Source organism: Eubacteriales bacterium (assembly GCA_041390245.1).
Taxonomy (GTDB): Bacteria; Bacillota; Clostridia; order Christensenellales; family JAWKQI01; genus JAWKQI01.
On sequence record JAWKQI010000005.1, the window covers coordinates 143,714 to 164,649 of the forward strand.

Genomic DNA, 20,936 nt, shown 5'->3' on the forward strand with positions numbered 1-20,936 from the left:
TATCTTTTGTAGTATAATAAAATGACATTAGAAAAAATATAGAGGATAAGATATGACTAAAAAACAAAAATCTTTCGTGCAAGGTGCGGCGCTACTTGGTATTATAGGCCTTGTATGTAAGGTGATCGGTGCTTTTTACCGTATCCCTATTACAAATATAATAACTACAGAGGGTATCGCATTTTATCAAACTGCATATACAGTCTATGCTTTTTTATTGGTCATATCAAGTGCAGGTATCCCTGTTGCAATATCAAAAATGGTTTCGGAACGTGTAACCCTAGGCGATTATAAGGCGGCACATCAAGTCTTTAAAAAGGCATTTAGATCCTTAACTATAATCGGTGTCGTTACAAGCGTGTTGATGTTTGCATTATCGCCCATAATATCAAAAGGTTTATCCCGTCCCGGGGCAGAGTATTCTTTTATGGCGATTGCGCCTTCACTCTTCTTGGTCTCTGTTTTATCGGCATACAGGGGCTATTTTCAAGGATTAAATTTAATGGCGCCAACAGCCATATCACAGTTTGTAGAGCAGTCTGTAAAATTGGGCGTAGGCATCTTAGCTGCAAGTATCCTTATAGAAAAAGGATTTGAGTACGGTGCAGCCGGAGCAATGATAGGCGTTACTGCGTCGGAATTGTTAGCGCTTTTATTCATTATGTTCTTATACAGAATAAAAAAACCGGACCTAAAGCGCCGTATGCGCAAAAACGTATTGAGCCATTTGGATGATGAAGGAAGTATAGGAAGAAAACTTTTGATGATAGCTCTTCCTATAATAATAGGCGCATGCGCTATGCCTTTTGTACAGTTAGCAGATACTTTTATCGTAACGAAGTCCCTTTTAGGCCTTGGTTATACTGTAAGTGAGACTAATTCGCTATATGGGAATTTAACAGGGGTTATAAACCCACTTATAAATATGCCGGCGGTATTATCCTTAGCTCTAGCTATGAGCTTGGTACCGGCCATATCTGCGGCCAAAGCAAAAAAAGACCAGGTTGAAGTGCAGCGTACGGCTAGCTTTGGTTTTAAACTGTCGATGCTCATAGGATTGCCGTGCGCAGCTGGCTTTTTTGTCCTGGCAAAGCCGATCATAAGTTTACTATATCCGAGCTTAGGAGCAGATGAGCTTGCAACGTCCACGGTTTTACTGCAGATAATGTCTGTCTCCGTGCTCTTTTTAACTATAATACAGACCATGACGGGAGTATTTCAGGGGCTTGGAAGGCCGGGTATACCGGTTATAAACTTATTTATAGGCGTTACTGTCAAGATAGTTGTCAGCTTAGTTGCAATAAAAGTTCCGGAATTAAACATAAAGGGAGCGGCTATCGGAACTGCGGCCTGCTACGCAATTGCCGGTATTTTGGATATTATAATGATAATCAGGCTGTCCGGCATTAAGTTGCGGCTATTTAGCAATATTATAAAGCCGGTAATTTCTGCGGCTATGATGGGGGCATTTGTGTATTTCTTTTATCCGGTTATCGCAGATGTATCAGCAAATTTTGCAACGCTTGCCTCTATAGCGATAGGCGCAGTATTTTATGGTATGTTCGTACTGGCAATAGGAGCCTTAAGGCAGGATGAAGCCAGCTTTATTCCAGGAGGAGGCCATCTTGAAAAAGCCATGATAAAAATAGGAGTTTGGGAAAAAGGAAAAACAGATGAGCAATAAAGTAACGTTGATCGGAATTTCTTATAACGAATCTGAACTTACATTAAGGCAGCGTACGGCTGTTTTAAAAGGGAAAGTTTTTTTACAGACGGACAAGCTTTCAGTTTCAAACTTTCTTTTAAAAGAAGGTATATCGTTTGAAACTATGGATGAGATTTACGATACGGCGAATGATTTTGATGCCCTTTCATCTGGTATCTCAGAAAAACTTTTAAAAGAGGATTGTATATATATTCTGGCCGGTAGTGTAAGCCTAAATAGTTCTGTTCGCGCTTTAATTAAAAATGCGAAGGAAGACACTAAAATAGATATTATATTAAGCGATGCTACTGACGAGGCGGTTGCAAAGTGCATGTTAAAAAGCAAAAATGTTTGTTTTTCTTCTGTTATAAGCACCTCTGCAAGGATGCTTAGCGGCTCTTATATAAATACTCGGGAGGCACTTTTCATAGGTGAGGTAGAAACTGTTTTCAGCGCTCTTGATTTAAAAATTTACTTGTCTAAATTTTATGACGATAAAAAGGAGCTTTACTTCTTTGACGGGAAAAGCCTAAAGTCTATACCGCTTTTTGAATTAGACAGGCAGAAGAAGTACAGTTATTTAAGCTATATAGTTATCCTTCCGGACGATATATATAAAAAGAAAAAATATGAATTTAACGATTTATCATATATAATGTCCATTTTATATAGCGAAAACGGATGCCCGTGGGATAAGGAGCAGACGCATGAAAGCCTAAGGCAGTATCTTATAGAAGAGTCTTACGAAGTTTTAGACGCGATAGATAAAAAAGATATGGATAGCTTGGCAGATGAATTAGGCGACGTATTGCTTCAGGTGGTTTTCCATGCTAAAATAGCTGAAAAATTCGATGAATTCAGCGAAACGGATATTTTTACAGCCATATGCAGAAAAATGATAAACCGGCACCCACACATATTTTCTGACGTTAACGTAAGCGGTTCATCCGATGTAGTAAAAAACTGGGATGCCATAAAACGTGAGGAGAAGAACCAAAACAGCATATCTGAAGCACTAAACGATGTGCCTTCCATTATGCCTTCTCTTATGAAGAGCTTAAAGGTACAGAAAAAAGCAGCCAATTTCGGATTTGATTTTAAGGATGCAGCCGATGCAGCCAAGAAAGTAAATGAAGAGTTAAAAGAAGTTTTTGCAGCAAGCGGGCAGGAAGAGATAGAAGAAGAAATTGGGGACTTACTTTTTAGCGTTGTCAATGTTGCGAGAAAGTTACATGTAAACCCTGAAATCGCACTTGTAAAGAACGTAGATAAGTTTATCGGCCGTATTTCTAAGATGGAGTCAAAGGCAAGAAATATGGGTTTAAATTTAAATAAATTGACTTTAGCGGAGCTAGATAAACTATATAATGAAATAAAAGAAGAAAATGCATAAATTTTAAACAAAAACTTTGACAAACTTTGCTAGTAGAGGTAATATAAAGAAAGATATTATTTTTTCGAAATTTATTGTAAAAAATAAAAAGGAGGATCTTTTTCCGTGAACAAAACTGAACTTATAGCAGCGGTAGCAGAGAAATCTGGATGCACAAAAAAAGATGCAGATTCAATCGTAACATCAGTTATAGATGTTATAACAGACGCATTGAAGAAAGGTGAGAAGGTACAACTCGTTGGCTTTGGGACCTTTGAAACGAAAAACAGAGCGGCAAGAGTAGGCTTAAATCCAAGAACGAAAGAGACCATTAATATTCCTGCAAGCAAGGTTCCTACATTTAAGTCGGGCAAGGCTTTAAAGGACGCTATTAAATAACTCTTATTTTTAAAGCCATTATTGATGGAGCCTATTTCAGGCTCCATATTTTGTTTATATATTTTATATTAAAAATGAGGATATAATGAGACTGGATAAATATTTAAAAGTTTCCCGGATAATAAAAAGAAGGACGGTTGCTGCAGAACTTTGTGATGCAGGTAAAGTTAAAGTAAATGGGAGCGTTGCAAAACCTGCCCGAAACATCAATGTAGGGGATATAGTTGAGTTGCGTTTTGGAGAAAAGATATTAAAAATTAAAGTTAAATTACTTAATGAAAGCATAAAGAAAGAAGATGCACAGGAAATGTACTGTGTAGTAGATTAGTAATATATGGTAAGTGCAATTATTTTAGCTGCCGGGCAAGGCCGGCGCATGAAGAGCGACATAAATAAAGTATATTTAAAAATCGCGAAGAAAAGCGTACTTAAAAGGGCCCTTTCGGCCTTTCAAAATTGCGGTAAGATAGACGAAATAATTATAGTTTGCCGTGCCAACGAAAAAAAATGGGCAAAGAACGAGGCAAAAGAGGTAACTATTCCTTTGAAGATAATTGAGGGAGGAGATGTTAGGCAGCAGTCCGTTAGAAACGGACTTAGCGTAGTCAGCCCCGATGCAGACATAATATGCGTACACGATGCGGCCAGATGTTTAATCCGTGAAAGCGTTATCAAAAGGTGTATTACCGCTGCTAAAAGAACGGGGTCCGGCGTGGCCGGGGTAATGGCCAAAGATACGTTAAAAAAAGTTGAAAATGGTGTTATAATTGATACAGTAGACAGAAGCGGTATAGCCTTTGTCCAAACGCCGCAGGTATTCAAACGGGATATATTGCTTAAAGCCCATGAACAGGCGTTAAAAGATGGGTATATAGGAACAGACGAATCCGTTTTAGTTGAAAGAACGGGATTGAAAGTTACTCTGGTAAAATCCGACTATGATAATATAAAAGTAACTACCAGAGATGACCTTGCATTTTTAGAGTTCTTGTTAAGTGAGGAAAAAATGGATGTAAAGGTAGGGCATGGATACGATGCCCATGAATTTAAAGAAGGGCGAAGCCTCGTATTAGGAGGCGTTACGATACCAAATGATAAAGGTTTAAACGGGCATTCTGATGCAGATGTAGTTGTGCATGCTATCATGGATGCGCTTCTAGGTGCAGCCGGCCTTCCGGATATAGGCGTTTTTTTCCCGCCGTGCGATAATGAATTCAAAGATGCAAGCAGTATAAAACTGCTTGAAAAGACAGCTGGAATTGTAAAAGAGGCCGGGTTCTTAATAGCTAACGTAGATGCGACTATAATTTTGCAAAGCCCAAAGGTACAGGAATATATTTATAAAATGAGAAAAAATATATCTTGTGCACTGTCCATAACTGAAGACCAAGTAAACGTTAAATCGACTACTACCGAGCATATGGGATTCATAGGGAGGAAAGAAGGTGCAGCTGCTCATGCGGTCTGCTTAATCAAAGGCTAATTATAATTTTGGGTGAAGGTTAATTTTACTATGAAATTTTTAAAAAACCTATCAAGAAGGCAAGCCAGAAGAAGATACAAAATTGGCTATTACCGAAAGAGAATCCTCAATCAATTAAAAAACAACAAGCGTAAAATAATAATGGCTTTAGTAGCAGTGCTTTTAGCGGCTGTTTTATTAATAGTTTTACTTTCGCTTCCAAAAAATGAAAGCGAGGTTGAAGAATCGCCGGCTCCTACTATTAGCAGTGAAGAAATAGACATTTCAGATGCGGGAGTAGAGCTCGTACTTAGTTATAAGTCTATAAACAACCCCTATATATACGGACAGGAAATAGTATTTTCCTGTGGGGAAGCAAACAAGATGAACCCTGACCTTAAATATGTAAGCGTTGTAGATTTAACTAAGGAAGATACGCCTACAACTCAATTAGAAGGAATTGAGTGTAAGTTTAGCAACTTGTTTATGCCTGAAATAAGTGATAATTGGATAGTGTATATAGATTCTAATAGTTCCGGCGGCGGGCGTATTTGTCTTTATGACAGAGAAGCTAAAGAGACATATTCGTTAAGAACGTATTATTATGCAATGCCTAAAGTGTGTTTAAGCGGCGATTTTGCGGTATATGCAGTTCAAACGGGAATAAATTCAGATAAGATTTATCTTTGTTATCTTCCAACTCAAGAAACAGTATTGATAGACCAATTGTCAACCGATTTGTATTCTTTAGGAGGGATTTATATAAACGGCAATGAACTTGTATGGTCAACTTTAAGCAGAGATGACAGCGATGCAGTTAAGCAAAGTGTGGTAAAACGCTTGCCATTGAACGGAAGCGCTACTAAAGCTTCTGAATTTGAGCCGGGAAGTTTGGTTTATTCGCCAAAAACATATGGAAACTACGTAGCATTTTTAGACGGCAACGGCATTGACGGTTCCCGCCTTATGATAAGCGACGGCACAAATGTAGCGAAGAGTATAGATACGGGTGTAATTAATTTTGACGTAGGAAACGGATTCATCGTCTATACTAAGCAAGAAACGCTGCATGTATATTTTATTGATCAGGGAATAACCGCGACATTGACATCGAAAAACTCCAGGGGGCTTTTATCTTCGGCAAGTGGAGATTATGTCTGCTGGTATGATATAACGGATGGATTTTTTGAAAGGGATGTTGTCAATTACGCAAAGATAACTGTACCCCAAATAGATACGGAGGAAGACAGCGATGCCCAAGAGTAACACTTGTTACTTATGTTCCGAATGCGGATACGAAAGTGCAAAGTGGTATGGAAAATGCCCTTCTTGCGGCGAATGGAACACCATGTCACAGTTTACGCCTGTAAAGGAACAAAAGCGCGGGATTTTAACCGGCGCAAGTGAAAAGAGTATTTTCGAAGTAAGTTTAGATGAAAACAGCAGGATAAAAACTTCCTTTGCAGAACTAGACAGGGTTCTAGGCGGAGGCATAGTCTTGGGTGGAGTCGTCTTGATTGGCGGCGAACCAGGAGTTGGCAAATCTACTTTGCTGCTGCAGGTAGCGGAAAACGTATGCGCAAATGAAGATAAGGCAGTACTCTATGTATCCGGTGAAGAGTCGGTTGGCCAAATAAAGATGCGCGCGTCAAGAGTGGGGGTAAAATCTAAAAAACTTTTGGTTTTAAACGAAACCGAAGTGTCTTTGATAATACAAAAGATCGAAGAGTTATCGCCTTGTTTAGTTGTAATAGATTCTATCCAGACGTTATATGATTCTGCCATTAACGGTGCGGCAGGGGCTGTCAGTCAGGTGAAAGAGTGCGCGGCAAAGCTGACTAAAATTGCAAAAATGAGTTCTATTCCCATTTTTTTGATAGGGCATGTGACCAAAGAAGGATCTATTGCAGGGCCTAGGATATTAGAACATATGGTAGATACTGTGCTATATTTTGAAGGAGAAAATCTAAACTCATACCGTGTGATACGGGCAGTAAAAAATAGATTTGGTTCTACAAATGAAATAAGCGTGTTTGAAATGGGTATAAACGGCATAAGCGAAGTTAGTAATTTCGGGGGGCTGTTTATTGCAGAAAGGGAAATCAATGTTCCGGGTTCTGCTGTATTTTGCGCAATGGAAGGCACTAGGCCGGTATTAATGGAAATACAAGCACTGGTTTCTAAAACTGCATTTAATATACCAAGAAGGATGACCTCCGGCGTCGATTTTAACCGTACGTCTTTAATTCTCGCTGTGCTTGAAAAAAAAGCAGGTATTAAGCTTTACGATCAGGATGTCTATGTTAATGTGGCAGGTGGGATAAAGTTAAACGATCCATCTGCTGATTTAGCGATAGCCGCCGCTATAGTATCAGCTTACAGGAATAAAGCGCTAAACGATTGTGTAATAGCAGGTGAGATAGGTTTGACCGGCCAGATAAGGACAGTTGCAAGAGCAGACAGGCGTGCAGAGGAAAGCAAGAGGTTTGGGTTTAAAAAACTTATTTTGCCAAAGGGAAATGCTTTTTTAAATACAGATATGGATATGGTGTTTGTTAAAAATATATGGGAAGCGTTGGTTGCAATGTTCCCGAGGGATAAAGAAGCCTAGTGTTTTATTTCAAATTAAATTTCCCAAGCGTTTCAAGAGTCTTTTTCTCGTTTAGAATAATGTCATAAAGGCTAAGCCCAAGTGTTTCGCAAAGAGCTGCCATAAAGAACATGGTTTCGCCGAGTTCATGTTCTATTATGCTTTTACAGTTTTCGCAAAGCTCTCCCTCCAGATGTGTCTGAGTCTGCTGTGTTAAAGAAGAATATTCAGTTTCTCCGTCTAAATTTTGTTTTGACGCATGGATCTGCATGCAACCGCAGCTTGTAATCGCTTTGGTAACTGCCCGGTTGGACTTTGCGAAGAATATGTTCAGTTTGGATAAAACGTCGAGCAGGCTTTTGTTTCTTATTAGGTTTTCGCTTACAACTTGTTGAAAGTCTTCAAATTGCATGTCTTTAACAGAAATTTTCATATTCCCACCTATGATTTAAAAGATTTGTATTTAACTTAATTATATTTCATTAAAATCTCTTGTCAAACGGATAGACAAAAAAAGCTAAAATCTTCTAGTAGGTGGATTTGTTGACAAAAGGAAATGGGTGCTCTATCATAATGTATAAGGGGAGTTTTATATGTTTAAAGTGGGAGACCATGTAGTTTATCCCATGCATGGGGTGGGCGTTATTGAGGCAATTGAAGATAAGATCATCATGGAAAAGGAGATAAAGTATTATGTCCTTCGTTTTTCTGTTGATGAAATGTGTGTAATGATTCCGGTGGACAATGCCGCTAATGTAGGGCTGCGTTATGTGTCTTCGCCCGAGGTATGTTTTAATATCATAAAATATTTAAACGATGAAATTAAACCCGGTGAAACAAGTGCGTGTAAACTTTTTAAACAAAACTTGGAAAAGTTAAAGACTGGGGAAATATCAGAAGTAGCTCAGGTCATACGTGTTTTAAAGGCAAAATATTATCAAAACGGGCTTTCTTCCGGAGAAAAAAGGATGCTTGCGCAAGCGCTTACTATATTGACTTCCGAAATAGCGATGTCCATTGATTCGACCCCTGAAGAGATAAAGGATAAGATTGTAGATTTTATATAATATCATTTATTTATTCTAAAAAGGAGAAGCGTATTTGAAAAAACTTTATAGAACACTAATTATATTGTTAGGTTTTGGAGTTGGGCCTATGATCGTCGGCATAGTTGAATATATTATCGCAAGGGCTGGCATTATAGGGCTAAGAGACGTTTTTACACCACTTGGCGTTTTAATCATTTATTTTTCAAGTGGGATTTTAACCGGTATTATTTTTATTATATTATCAAAACGTTTATCGCAGTCTTTAATGAACTTTGTTGTTTCAACTGAACGCAAGATAGACAAGCTGCCTTCCGGTATAATCTTATCCGGCACTATTGGCCTTTTAATTGGGCTTTTAATGTCTTACTTACTTTCTGGCCTTATAAATAGCATACCAATATCATGGCTTTCTATTGCTATATCTGTGATAACATATGCTACGCTTTGTTACATAAGCACCGGTATTGCAATAAGGAGGCGGGCGGACATACAGCTCTTTAAGTTCGGGCGCAGCAAAAAAACAAATAAAGAAGTCAGCAATAATAAAACAACGGGTATTCCTCCCAAGATATTTGACACAAGCGTTATAATAGACGGTAGGATATTTGATCTTTGCCAGACAGGGTTTATAGAAGGGCCTATCATTATTCCGAGGTTTATTTTAGAAGAGTTGCAGCATATAGCAGATTCTGATGATGCGCTTAAACGCAAAAGAGGAAGGCGAGGGCTTGATATAATAAGCAGAGTCCAAAAGGAACTTAAGTTAAAGGTAAGTATAATCGATAAAGATTATGATGATATTTCAGAAACAGATTCTAAACTTATAAAGCTGGCGCTGGAGTTAAAAGGCCAGGTTTTAACGAATGATTACAATTTAAACAAGGTGGCTTCGGTATCTGGAGTTAAGGTGCTTAACATAAACGAACTTTCAAACGCTATAAAACCTGCGTATATACCGGGTGAAGAGATGGACGTCCAGGTAGTTAAAGAAGGCAAAGAACAGGGACAGGGCATAGCGTATTTAGATGACGGAACCATGATAGTAATAGAAAACGGCAACGGGAAGACAGGGGAACACATAAGGGTTGTTGTAACCAGCGTTTTGCAGACTGCTGCCGGACGCATGATATTTGCAAAATGTGAAGAGGCATATTTATAAAAAAATATTTTATATATTTAGATAAAAAAGCGGCTTTCGGGTCGCTTTTTTAAAGGGGTTTAATAATTGTTAAATTTATCATATAAAATGATTTTTTACATTGACAGGATAAAAACGCTATGGTATTATAATAAATTGTATTGATATGCTGTATTGTGGAGTAATATTCGAAAAAATTGATAATAAAGCTTTTTTACAAGCAGAAAAATTAAGGTATATTATCCCTGCAGTTTTTTTAAGTTTTATGTATAAATGAATAGTTTATTGGTATAAAATGACTATTGTATAGGTATGTAATTTTCAATTCTTCATTATTCAAATTTAGGAGCGTTTATCTATGGTACATGAAGTCGTTATGGGCAAGAGCAAAAGAATGAGTTTTTCGCAAATCGAAGAAGTTCTCGATATGCCAGACTTAATCGAAGTACAAAAAGATTCATTTAATCAGTTTATAAAACAGGGTTTAAAAGAGGCATTTGAAGATATCTCACCTATCACCGATTATTCGGAAAATTTAATACTTGAGTTTGTAGATTATTATATAGAAGAAAAACCTAAGTATAGTGTTGAAGAATGCAAGGAACGTGATGTTAATTATGCTGCCCCGTTAAAAGTCGTTGTCCGCCTTATTAATAAGGAAACGGGCGAGATGAAGGAGCAGGAAGTTTTCATGGGCGATTTCCCGCTGATGACGAGAAAGGGAACCTTCATTATAAATGGCGCAGAGCGTGTAATAGTCAGCCAGTTGGTTCGTTCACCTAGCGTATACTATGAAAGCTCTAGGGACAAGACGGGCAAACAGCTTTTTAATGCAACTGTAATACCAAACCGTGGCGCTTGGCTAGAATATGAAACGGACAGCGCTGATTGCCTATGGGTTAGGGTTGACAGGACAAGGAAACTGCCATTGACTGTGCTTTTGCGTGCATTTGGCATAGGCACTAATGATGAAATAGTAAATTTGTTTGGGGACACTAGCTGTTTTGAAAGCACATTTAAAAAAGACAGTTCTACAAGCGAAGAAGAGGGCTTAATAGAAATACATAAAAGGTTACGGCCTGGCGAACCGCCGACAGTTGAAAGCGCGCGCCAGCTTATTAACTCGCTGTTTTTTGATAAGAGAAGATACGACTTAGCAAGAGTCGGCAGATATAAATTCAATAAAAAATTGTCTTTGGCCACGCGGCTTGAGGGTTTGGAGTCTGCTGAAAATATAGTTGATCCTTTCACGGGAGAACTGTTTGTGGCGGCAGGCGACATAATCAACGAGGACGTAGCTAAAGAAATAGAAAATGCCGGCATTAACGAAGTGCTTGTTACTGTAGATGAAGAGACGGTAAAGGTCATAGGAAATAATTTTGTTTATGCAGATAAATACTTAGATTTCGATTTGGCTGAAGCCGGTATTAATGAAAAGGTACATTTCCCGACATTAAAGAAGATTCTAGACGAATGCGAGGGAGATGAAGCTAAATTAAAAGAACAAGTAAAAGCAAATATAAATCAGCTAATACCTAAGCACATAGTTATAGATGATGTAATAGCCTCTATAAGCTATTTGCTGGGGTTAAAACATGGAATAGGCAATACGGACGATATAGACCATCTTGGCAACAGGAGGATACGTTCGGTTGGCGAGCTTTTACAAAACCAGATAAGAGTAGGGCTTTCACGTTTGGAGCGTGTTGTTAAGGAGAGGATGTCTATTCAGGACATGGATGCGGCAATGCCTTCTAACTTGATAAACATTCGCCCTGTTACTTCTGCAGTAAAAGAATTTTTCGGTTCTTCTCAGCTGTCCCAGTTTATGGACCAGACCAATCCTTTGGCGGAACTTACGCATAAAAGGCGTCTGTCTGCATTGGGACCCGGCGGGTTAAACCGTGAACGCGCAAGTTTTGACGTTCGAGATGTTCACCATTCTCATTATGGCAGAATGTGCCCGATAGAGACTCCTGAAGGACCGAATATAGGCCTTATTGGTTCTCTTAGTACTTATGCGCGTATAAATGAATACGGATTTATAGAATCACCGTACCGTTTGATAGATAAAAAAACTAACAAGATATTAGAAGATATAGTTTACTTAACGGCAGACGATGAAGATAGCTATATAGTAGCTCAGGCAAATGAGCCGATAGGCGAAGACGGAAGGTTTGTAAAAGACCGTGTTATGTGCCGTTATTTAGATGAGATATTAGAAGTTCCAAGAGAAGATGTAGATTTAATGGATGTATCGCCAAAACAATTAGTTTCGGTAGCTACATCTATGATACCTTTCCTTGAAAACGACGATGCGAACAGGGCGCTGATGGGCTCTAACATGCAGCGTCAGGCAGTTCCGCTTCTTTGCCCTGAGTCACCGATAGTCGGTACGGGCATGGAATATAAGGCCGCTAGGGATTCCGGCGTTGCTGTATTAGCGGAAGAAGACGGAATAGTTAAATCAGTTTCGACCACTATGATAGTCATAAAGGATAAAGAAGGAAGGCTGCATGAGTACAAACTCTTGAAATTCATGAGGTCTAACCAGGGCACATGCATAACGCAGCAGCCGTTGGTATTTGCGGGCGACAAAGTCAAGACAGGAGATATAATCGCCGACGGGCCGTCTACTGATACCGGCGAACTGGCACTTGGAAGAAATGTCCTGGTCGGGTTTATGACCTGGGAAGGATATAATTACGAGGATGCTATTTTACTAAGCGAGCGCCTAGTTAAAGATGATGTATTTACATCTATTCATATAGAAGAATATGAGTGTGAAGCAAGAGACACTAAACTTGGGCCGGAAGAAATAACAAGAGAAGTTCCTAATGTCGGTGAAGAAGCGCTTAAAGATTTAGACGCAAACGGCATTATAAGGATAGGAGCGGAAGTTAAGTCTGGAGATATGCTGGTTGGAAAGATAACTCCAAAAGGCGAATCTGACCTAACTGCCGAAGAAAAATTGCTGCGCGCAATTTTCGGCGAAAAAGCAAGAGAAGTAAGAGATACTTCACTTCGCGTTCCTCACGGAGAAGGTGGCATTATAGTAGATGTCAAGATATTTACCCGTGAGAATAAAGATGAACTTTCTGCCGGTGTAAACAAGATGATACGTGTTTATATAGCACAGAAAAGAAAGATCTCAGTTGGAGATAAGATGGCAGGGCGTCACGGCAACAAGGGTGTTATATCCCGCATACTTCCAGAAGAAGATATGCCGTTTTTACCGGATGGTACACCGCTAGACGTTGTATTAAATCCGCTAGGCGTTCCTTCTCGTATGAATATAGGGCAGGTTTTAGAAGTACATTTAGGCCTTGTTGCCAAGATGTACGGATGGAAGGTTGCAACGCCGGTATTTGACGGGGCAAAAGAAGAGATGATAGCAGACCTGGCTGAAAAGATAGGGTTAAGCCCAGACGGCAAGACAGTTCTTTACGACGGGCGCTCTGGTGAACCGTTCGAAAACAAGGTTACCGTGGGATACATGTATATATTAAAACTCGCTCACTTGGTAGACGACAAGATACATGCACGTTCAACAGGTCCATATTCCTTGGTAACGCAGCAGCCTCTTGGTGGTAAAGCGCAGTTTGGCGGTCAGCGTTTCGGAGAAATGGAAGTTTGGGCGCTTAAAGCTTACGGTGCAGCACATACGTTGCAGGAGATTTTAACTGTTAAGTCAGACGATGTGGTAGGGCGTGTTAAGACATATGAGGCAATAGTCAAGGGAGAAAATATTCCGGAACCGGGAGTCCCTGAATCCTTTAAAGTCTTGATAAAAGAGCTTCAAAGCTTGGCTCTAGATGTAAAAGTGCTTTCCGATTCTAAGGAAGAGATTGCAATAAAAGAGTCAACGGATGACGATGCAGGCCTTCTTAATATAAATATTGAAGGTATAGAAGATCTGCCGACAACGGAAATGCCGCTTATAGAAGGCGACGAAGAGATAGAAGAAGAACTATCTATCGATGACGACTTTAACTTAGAAGAACTTGAAATAGAAGATATAGACGACTTGGAAATCGACAAACTGGATTCTTCTATAGAAGATATAGAAGAATTTGACGATTTAGACAAAGAATAAGCCCTATATAAAGAAAAGAGTTTTATATAGGTACATATGTTTAAATAACGAAGGGAGACGAAACTTTTGTTCGAGCTTAATAACTTTGATTCCATGCAAATAGGGCTAGCTTCACCGGAAAAAATCAGGGAATGGTCAAGAGGCGAAGTAAAAAAGCCAGAAACTATAAATTATCGTACGTTAAAACCAGAAAAGGATGGCCTTTTCTGTGAAAGAATTTTTGGGCCGACAAAAGACTGGGAATGTCATTGCGGAAGATATAAGAGGAATCGCTATAAGGGGATTATCTGCGACAAGTGCGGCGTTGAAGTAACGCGCGCAAAGGTCAGAAGAGAAAGGATGGGCCATATAGAACTGGCTGCACCTGTATCTCACATATGGTACTTTAAAGGGATACCGTCCCGTATGGGGCTGCTTTTAGACATGTCTCTTCGTTCCCTTGAAAAGGTGCTTTATTTTGCATCTTTCGTAGTCTACGATCCTGGCAACACAACGCTTGAGTATAAGCAGCTTTTAAACGATAAGGAATACCATGAAGCGGTTGAGAAATTCGGAGAAGATTCCTTTAAGGCCGGAATGGGCGCTGAAACAGTAAAGATCCTTTTAAAGAACATAGATTTAGATGCCCTTTCAGCTGAGCTTAAAGAGGAATTAAAAACTGCGACAGGGCAAAAGCGTATTCGCACAGTAAAACGCTTGGAAGTTGTAGAAGCGTTCAGAAACAGCAATAACCGCCCAGAGTGGATTATTTTAGATGTTGTTCCAGTTATTCCGCCGGAACTTAGGCCTATGGTCCAGTTAGACGGCGGCCGTTTTGCTACGTCTGACTTAAACGATTTATACAGGCGTGTTATAAACAGAAACAACCGCTTAAACAGATTGCTTCAGTTAAAAGCACCGGACATTATAGTCAGGAACGAAAAGAGGATGCTTCAAGAAGCAGTAGATGCTTTAATTGATAACGGCAGGCGCGGAAGGCAGGTTACCGGACCTGGAAACAGGCCGCTTAAATCTTTAAGCGATCTTTTACGCGGCAAGCAAGGGCGTTTCCGCCAGAACTTACTTGGTAAACGTGTAGACTATTCAGGCCGTAGCGTTATCGTTGTAGGACCAGACCTTAAGATGTACCAGTGCGGTCTTCCAAAGGAAATGGCATTAGAGTTATTTAAGCCGTTTGTAATGAAAAAACTTGTGCAGGATAACTATGCACATAATATAAAGAGCGCAAAGAGAATGGTAGAACGCGTTCGAAGCGAAGTTTGGGATGTGCTTGAAGAAGTTATAAAAGACCATCCGGTTCTTTTAAACCGTGCGCCTACGCTTCATAGGCTGGGCATACAGGCGTTTGAGCCGATACTGGTTGAGGGGCGTGCTTTAAAGATACATCCTTTGGTTTGTACCGCATACAATGCAGACTTCGACGGAGACCAAATGGCGGTTCACGTGCCGCTGTCCGTTGAGGCGCAGGCTGAATCCAGGTTTTTGATGCTTGCATCAAACAACATATTAAAGCCGCAGGACGGGAAGTCCGTTGTAAGCCCGACGCAGGATATGGTTATAGGTAGTTATTACTTAACTATACAAAGAGAAGGCTTAATTGGCGCAGGAAGCGTATTTATGTCCGTTGACGAAGCTATCATGGCTTATCAGACAGGTCAGGTTGCACTTCAGGCTCCTATAAAAGTTAGGCTTGAAGCAGAGTTTAATGGTGAAAAGTTTGAAAAGATTATTGATACAACAACGGGAAGGCTGATATTTAATACAGCTATACCTCAGGATTTAGGTTTTGTAGACAGAAGCAAAAAGGAAAATGCCGGATTTCTTGAAATAGACAGGCTGGTAGATAAAAAAGTTCTAGGCAGAATAGTTGATGCTTGCTACAGAAAACACGGAAGCACCAGGACTTCTGAAGTTTTGGACAGCGTAAAGGACTTAGGATTCAGATATTCAACAGTTGGTGCTATTACGATAAGCGTATCCGATATAGTTGTACCTGAAGAGAAAAAGGCGTTGATTGCCGATGCCGAGGAAAGAGTTATAGCTATTGAGAAAAAATATAAACGCGGGCTTTTAACAAGGCAGGAAAAGAAAGAAAATGTAATAAAAATTTGGGATGAAACCACTAAAAAAGTTACAGATGCCCTGATGGACAATCTTGACAGGTTTAATCCTATATATATGATGGCAAACTCCGGCGCCAGAGGTAGTACAAATCAGATAAGGCAGCTGGCCGGAATGCGCGGACTTATGGCAGATCCATCCGGTGAAATACTGGAGATTCCGATAAGAGCTAATTTCCGTGAAGGATTAACGGTTCTTGAATTCTTTATTTCATCGCATGGAGCCAGAAAAGGCCTTGCAGATACTGCTCTTAGGACAGCAGACTCAGGGTATTTAACGCGCCGTCTTGTCGACGTAAGCCAAGATGTTGTAGTTAGGGAAGACGATTGCTTTAAGTCATTAAACGAGCCTGTAAGAGGAACTGTCGTTAAAGCGATGACTAATGGCAAAGAAGTCATAGAACCGCTACAGGATAGGATCAAGGGGCGTTATTCGGTAGATAAGATAATAGACCCTAAAACGTCTGAAGTTTTGGTAAATGAAAATGAAATGATAACTTATGATATAGCGCAAAAGATAGTTGATGCAGGTATAACCGAAGTCAACATTCGTTCGGTTCTGACTTGCAGAAGCGAACACGGCGTATGCGCTAAGTGTTACGGCGCTAATATGGCGACAGGCGGAGAAGTAAATATTGGCGAAGCAGTTGGCATAATCGCTGCACAGTCCATAGGCGAACCTGGAACACAGCTGACCATGAGAACGTTCCATACGGGCGGCGTTGCAGGCGGAGACATAACTCAAGGTCTTCCGCGTGTTGAAGAGCTGTTTGAAGCTAGAAAGCCAAAGGGCTTAGCTGTTATCTCTGGTATAACGGGTACCATTCAGATAAACGATACCAAGAAGAGAAGAGAGATAATGGTAAGGAACGATGTGGGCGAAGCTGAGACACATACCATACCATATGGTGCAAGACTTAAAGTAGCAGAAGGGGACGCGATCGAAGCCGGCGACGAACTCACCGAAGGATCGATAAATCCAAACGATATACTAAAGATAAAAGGCATGAAAGGCGTACAAAATTACCTGCTTAAAGAAGTGCAGATGGTATACCGTTTACAGGGCGTTGAGATATCCGATAAACATATCGAGATAATAATTAGGCAGATGCTTAGAAAATGTAAAATCGAAGATTCAGGCGACACTAACATGCTGCCGGGCGCATTAATAGATATATTCGAGTTTGAACGGCAGAATAAAGAAGTAGCCGATGCCGGTGGGCAGCAGGCAACAGCTAAGAGGACGTTGCTTGGAATAACAAAAGCATCTTTAGCTACGGAGTCTTTCTTATCTGCGGCTTCATTCCAGGAGACAACGAGAGTATTAACAGATGCTGCAATAAAAGGCAAGTTAGATCCGTTGGTTGGCTTAAAGGAAAACGTTATAATAGGAAAACTGATTCCTGCCGGAACGGGTATGACCAGATATAAAGATATAGAGGTTATAAAAAACATACCGGAAAACGAGAGTGAATTGCATCCTTTCCTTGAGGAAACTAAAAATTCAAGGCAAGTTTCGTTAGACCTCTAAATTTTGGTGATATTAAAGCAATTGACAGAAACTAACCGTAATGTTAAAATTGTATTCGTTTTTATCATAAGAAGATTTACGGAGTTTGCATAATGATAAAAGAGCTTGAAAGCGCACAAAACAAAGTCATTGGTAGTAAACAGATTTTGAAGCATCTAAATGCTAAATCGCTTAAAAAGGTGTTTATAGCAGCTGATATCGACATGGCTTTAAAGGATAAGCTTGTTTTTGAGGCCAATAAAGCCGGTATCGAAGTTGTAATGGTTGCAAGTGCGCAGGAACTAGGCAAGATTTGCGGCATACAGGTTTCCTGTGCCGCAGCAGGTATTTTAATATAAGTTCTCATTCATGGGTTGCGTGGGGATTTAATATATATACGATAATTTTTATGGAGGTGCATTTAGAGAAAATGCCTACGATTAATCAATTAGTAAGAAAAGGCAGAAAAGAAGTTAAGGGAAAAGTTAACGCTCCTATACTAAAACAGTGCCCACAAAAACGTGGCGTTTGTTTAGCTGTAAGAACGATGACACCTAAAAAGCCGAATTCAGCTTTAAGAAAAATAGCAAGAGTACGCTTGACCAACCAGATGGAAGGTACAGCTTATATACCAGGTATTGGGCATAATTTACAGGAGCACTCGGTTGTTCTTATACGCGGAGGCAGAGTAAAAGATTTGCCTGGTGTTAGATATCATATAGTTCGCGGCGCACTGGATTCCGCAGGCGTTGCTAACAGAAAACAATCCAGAAGTGTTTATGGCGCAAAGCGTCCTAAAAAATAATAAAAAATCGTTACTTAATAGTAATGTGTCATAAAATTTAAATCTATTTAAGAAAAGGAGAAATTTCATGCCTAGAAGAGGTGGAGTACCAAAGCGTGAAGTTATAGCTGACCCTATATATGGTAGCGTAGTTATAACAAAACTTATTAATCAGATAATGCTTGATGGCAAAAGAGGAACATCACAGCGCATTTGCTATGACGCTTTTGATATAATAAAAGAAAAGACAGGTAAAGAGCCTGTTGAAGTTTTTAACCAGGCTTTAGAAAATATCATGCCTGTACTTGAAGTAAAACCTAGAAGAGTCGGTGGTGCTACATACCAGGTTCCTATTGAAGTCCGTCCTGAAAGACGCCAGACTTTGGGAATAAGATGGCTCGTTAACTTTACTAGAAAACGGTCTGAGCGCACGATGAAGGAACGTCTTGCAGGGGAGATCATGGATGCGGCAAATAGTATTGGCGCAAGCGTTAAGAAAAGAGAAGAGACACACAAAATGGCAGAGTCGAACAAGGCATTTGCACATTATCGCTGGTAGTTCTTACTTTTATCTGACACAAATAAATTGGAAGGGAAAGTCACAAAATGTCAAGAGAATTTCCGCTTGAGAAAACAAGAAATATAGGGATTATGGCTCACATTGATGCGGGAAAGACCACTACCACCGAACGTATTCTTTTTTACACTGGAAGAACATACAAAATTGGTGAAGTTCATGAGGGGAACGCGGTAATGGACTGGATGGAGCAAGAGCAGGAAAGAGGTATAACCATAACTTCTGCAGCTACTACCGCGAAATGGAGAGATCATAGAATAAATATAATAGATACACCGGGACATGTTGATTTTACTGTTGAAGTAGAAAGGTCGCTTCGTGTACTAGACGGTGCAGTTGCTGTATTTTGCGCAAAAGGCGGTGTAGAGCCGCAATCTGAAACCGTTTGGAGACAAGCTGACAAGTATAATGTACCGCGTGTTGCTTATGTTAATAAGATGGACATCATGGGAGCAGATTTTTATAATGTGCTTGAGATGATGAGAACAAGGCTTAATACAAATCCTGTGCCTGTTCAATTGCCAATAGGCAGCGAAGATAACTTTATCGGAATCATCGATTTAATTAAGATGAATGCAAAATTTTATAACGACGATCTTGGAAAAGACGTTGAAATAAGGGATATCCCTGAGGATATGAAAGAAAATGCGGATATATACCGTGAGAAACTTTTAGAGTCTGTTGCGGATGTAGACGATACTCTTTTGGAAAAATACTTTGCAGGTGAAGAAATAACAGTTGAGGAAATGAAAGCGGCAATACGTAAAGCTACGCTTAATATGAAGATGGTACCGGTAACTTGCGGTTCATCTTATAAAAATAAAGGCGTACAGATGCTTTTAGATGCAGTTGTAGATTACCTGCCTTCACCGCTGGATGTCGAAGCGATTATAGGTACTGTACCTGGAACGGATAAGACAGAGAAAAGGGAAGCTTCGGATAACGAGCCGTTTTCAGCATTAGCATTTAAGATAATGGCCGATCCGTTCGTAGGTAAACTTGCATTTTTCCGCGTGTATTCAGGGAAGTTAAAATCCGGTTCATATGTCTATAACTCAACTAAAGATAAAAGGGAGAGAATAGGCAGAATACTAAGGATGCATGCAAACCATAGAGAAGAGATAGAGGAAGTTATGGCCGGGGATATTGCAGCTGCAGTAGGCTTTAAGCAGATATCTACCGGAGACAGCCTTTGTGATGAAAAACATCCGATAGTACTTGAGTCTATGGAATTTCCGGATCCTGTTATCAGAGTTGCTATTGAACCTAAGACAAAAGCAGGGCAGGAAAAAATGTCTATGGCTATTGCAAAGCTCTCAGAAGAAGATCCGACTTTTAAGAGTTATACGGATACTGAAACAGGGCAGACCATAATAGCCGGAATGGGCGAACTTCATTTAGAGATAATAGTTGACAGAATGTTTAGGGAATTTAAGGTAGAAGCAACGGTTGGCACACCGCAGGTTGCTTACCGCGAAACCTTGAGAAAACCAGTTAGGTCTGAAGGTAAATTTGTACGGCAGACAGGCGGCCATGGCCAGTACGGTCATTGTATCATCGAAGTCGAGCCAAAAGAACCGGGCGCTGGTTATGAATTTGTCAATGCTGTTGTTGGCGGAGCTATACCAAAAGAATATATCTCGCCTATTGATGAAGGCATTAAAGAAGCAGCTAAGAACGGCGTAGTAGGAGGATATGAAGTCGTAGACTTTAAAGTCACTGTTGTAGACGGGTCATATCACGACGTCGATTCATCGGAAATGGCATATAAGGTTGCCGGTTCGCTCGCATTTAAGGATGCGCTTAAAAAAGCGGACTGTGCATTGCTCGAACCGATGATGAAAGTTGAAGTTGTTATGCCGGACGAGTATTTAGGCGATGTACTTGGCAACTTGAATTCAAGAAGAGGCAGAATAGAAGGAACTGAATCACGAAACGGGACACAAGTAATCAAGGCTAAAGTTCCGCTGTCTGAAATGTTTGGATATGCAACAGACTTGCGCTCTAGAACACAGGGACGAGGGCTATTTACAATGCAGTTCTCACATTATGAAGTTGTACCAAAAGGCCTTTTAGAAAAGGTTATAGGAATAAAAAGTAATTAATCAAAAAAGATAAAACACTTGGAGGAGAA

General features: G+C 40.0%; 16 protein-coding genes. 15 read left to right on the top strand and 1 reads right to left on the bottom strand.

The window, feature by feature from the left end:
- Nucleotides 1-52 precede the first annotated feature (52 nt).
- The 7 genes from R2876_07370 to radA all read left to right on the top strand — a co-directional run bounded on the left by R2876_07370 (nt 53) and on the right by radA (nt 7,549).
- On the top strand, nt 53-1,684 hold the full coding sequence (locus R2876_07370) for a polysaccharide biosynthesis protein (protein ID MEZ4358416.1): 1,632 nt from the start codon (nt 53-55) through the stop codon (nt 1,682-1,684).
- Nucleotides 1,674-3,098 (top strand): nucleoside triphosphate pyrophosphohydrolase, encoded by a 1,425-nt coding sequence (mazG, locus tag R2876_07375; GenBank protein ID MEZ4358417.1) that lies wholly within the window; start codon nt 1,674-1,676, stop codon nt 3,096-3,098. The genes R2876_07370 and mazG overlap by 11 nt, the downstream gene beginning before the upstream one ends.
- A 105-nt stretch (nt 3,099-3,203) precedes the next feature.
- Nucleotides 3,204-3,476 (top strand): HU family DNA-binding protein, encoded by a 273-nt coding sequence (locus R2876_07380; protein MEZ4358418.1) that lies wholly within the window; start codon nt 3,204-3,206, stop codon nt 3,474-3,476.
- Between the two features lie 85 nt (nt 3,477-3,561).
- Nucleotides 3,562-3,804 (top strand): RNA-binding S4 domain-containing protein, encoded by a 243-nt coding sequence (locus tag R2876_07385; GenBank protein MEZ4358419.1) that lies wholly within the window; start codon nt 3,562-3,564, stop codon nt 3,802-3,804.
- Nucleotides 3,805-3,810: 6 nt separating this feature from the next.
- Nucleotides 3,811-4,959, top strand: a complete 1,149-nt coding sequence (gene ispD / locus R2876_07390) for a 2-C-methyl-D-erythritol 4-phosphate cytidylyltransferase (GenBank protein MEZ4358420.1) — start codon at nt 3,811-3,813, stop codon at nt 4,957-4,959.
- A 30-nt stretch (nt 4,960-4,989) separates the two neighbouring features.
- A complete protein-coding gene (locus R2876_07395) occupies nt 4,990-6,204 on the top strand; it encodes a hypothetical protein (GenBank protein MEZ4358421.1) in 1,215 nt (404 codons plus the stop codon).
- Entirely contained in the window at nt 6,191-7,549 is a 1,359-nt protein-coding gene (radA, locus tag R2876_07400; protein MEZ4358422.1) for a DNA repair protein RadA, read from the top strand. Before R2876_07395 ends, radA begins: the two co-directional genes overlap by 14 nt.
- Before the next feature lie 4 nt (nt 7,550-7,553).
- On the opposite strand, the gene R2876_07405 is transcribed toward radA, so the two are convergent.
- On the bottom strand, nt 7,554-7,961 hold the full coding sequence (locus R2876_07405) for a DUF1573 domain-containing protein (GenBank protein ID MEZ4358423.1): 408 nt from the start codon (nt 7,959-7,961) through the stop codon (nt 7,554-7,556).
- A 160-nt stretch (nt 7,962-8,121) separates the two neighbouring features.
- Between R2876_07405 and R2876_07410 the strand changes: the two genes are divergently transcribed.
- From R2876_07410 to fusA, 8 genes are all read left to right on the top strand, one after another.
- Entirely contained in the window at nt 8,122-8,595 is a 474-nt protein-coding gene (locus tag R2876_07410) for a CarD family transcriptional regulator (GenBank protein MEZ4358424.1), read from the top strand.
- A gap of 34 nt (nt 8,596-8,629) precedes the next feature.
- Nucleotides 8,630-9,736: a TRAM domain-containing protein gene (locus R2876_07415; protein MEZ4358425.1), complete on the top strand. Its 1,107-nt coding sequence runs from the start codon at nt 8,630-8,632 to the stop codon at nt 9,734-9,736.
- A 337-nt stretch (nt 9,737-10,073) separates the two neighbouring features.
- Nucleotides 10,074-13,811 (top strand): DNA-directed RNA polymerase subunit beta, encoded by a 3,738-nt coding sequence (gene rpoB / locus R2876_07420; protein ID MEZ4358426.1) that lies wholly within the window; start codon nt 10,074-10,076, stop codon nt 13,809-13,811.
- 66 nt (nt 13,812-13,877) lie between these two features.
- Nucleotides 13,878-17,462, top strand: a complete 3,585-nt coding sequence (gene rpoC / locus R2876_07425) for a DNA-directed RNA polymerase subunit beta' (protein MEZ4358427.1) — start codon at nt 13,878-13,880, stop codon at nt 17,460-17,462.
- A 92-nt stretch (nt 17,463-17,554) separates the two neighbouring features.
- Nucleotides 17,555-17,800: a ribosomal L7Ae/L30e/S12e/Gadd45 family protein gene (locus tag R2876_07430; GenBank protein MEZ4358428.1), complete on the top strand. Its 246-nt coding sequence runs from the start codon at nt 17,555-17,557 to the stop codon at nt 17,798-17,800.
- A 71-nt stretch (nt 17,801-17,871) separates the two neighbouring features.
- Nucleotides 17,872-18,246 carry a 30S ribosomal protein S12 gene (gene rpsL, locus R2876_07435; protein MEZ4358429.1) on the top strand — a complete coding sequence of 125 codons (375 nt, stop codon included), beginning with the start codon at nt 17,872-17,874 and terminating at the stop codon, nt 18,244-18,246.
- A gap of 67 nt (nt 18,247-18,313) precedes the next feature.
- A complete protein-coding gene (gene rpsG, locus R2876_07440) occupies nt 18,314-18,784 on the top strand; it encodes a 30S ribosomal protein S7 (protein ID MEZ4358430.1) in 471 nt (156 codons plus the stop codon).
- 47 nt (nt 18,785-18,831) lie between these two features.
- On the top strand, nt 18,832-20,907 hold the full coding sequence (gene fusA, locus R2876_07445; GenBank protein MEZ4358431.1) for an elongation factor G: 2,076 nt from the start codon (nt 18,832-18,834) through the stop codon (nt 20,905-20,907).
- The last annotated feature ends 29 nt before the right edge of the window (nt 20,908-20,936 follow it).

Bases quoted from the DNA above. Each gene is read 5' to 3' on its own strand.
- R2876_07370 (MEZ4358416.1), top strand. From the start codon at position 53: ATGACTAAAAAACAAAAATCTTTCGTGCAAGGTGCGGCGCTACTTGGT.
- mazG (MEZ4358417.1), top strand. From the start codon at position 1,674: ATGAGCAATAAAGTAACGTTGATCGGAATTTCTTATAACGAATCTGAA.
- R2876_07385 (MEZ4358419.1), top strand. From the start codon at position 3,562: ATGAGACTGGATAAATATTTAAAAGTTTCCCGGATAATAAAAAGAAGG.
- ispD (MEZ4358420.1), top strand. From the start codon at position 3,811: ATGGTAAGTGCAATTATTTTAGCTGCCGGGCAAGGCCGGCGCATGAAG.
- R2876_07395 (MEZ4358421.1), top strand. From the start codon at position 4,990: ATGAAATTTTTAAAAAACCTATCAAGAAGGCAAGCCAGAAGAAGATAC.
- radA (MEZ4358422.1), top strand. From the start codon at position 6,191: ATGCCCAAGAGTAACACTTGTTACTTATGTTCCGAATGCGGATACGAA.
- R2876_07405 (MEZ4358423.1), bottom strand. From the start codon at position 7,961: ATGAAAATTTCTGTTAAAGACATGCAATTTGAAGACTTTCAACAAGTT.
- R2876_07410 (MEZ4358424.1), top strand. From the start codon at position 8,122: ATGTTTAAAGTGGGAGACCATGTAGTTTATCCCATGCATGGGGTGGGC.
- rpoB (MEZ4358426.1), top strand. From the start codon at position 10,074: ATGGTACATGAAGTCGTTATGGGCAAGAGCAAAAGAATGAGTTTTTCG.
- R2876_07430 (MEZ4358428.1), top strand. From the start codon at position 17,555: ATGATAAAAGAGCTTGAAAGCGCACAAAACAAAGTCATTGGTAGTAAA.
- rpsL (MEZ4358429.1), top strand. From the start codon at position 17,872: ATGCCTACGATTAATCAATTAGTAAGAAAAGGCAGAAAAGAAGTTAAG.
- rpsG (MEZ4358430.1), top strand. From the start codon at position 18,314: ATGCCTAGAAGAGGTGGAGTACCAAAGCGTGAAGTTATAGCTGACCCT.
- fusA (MEZ4358431.1), top strand. From the start codon at position 18,832: ATGTCAAGAGAATTTCCGCTTGAGAAAACAAGAAATATAGGGATTATG.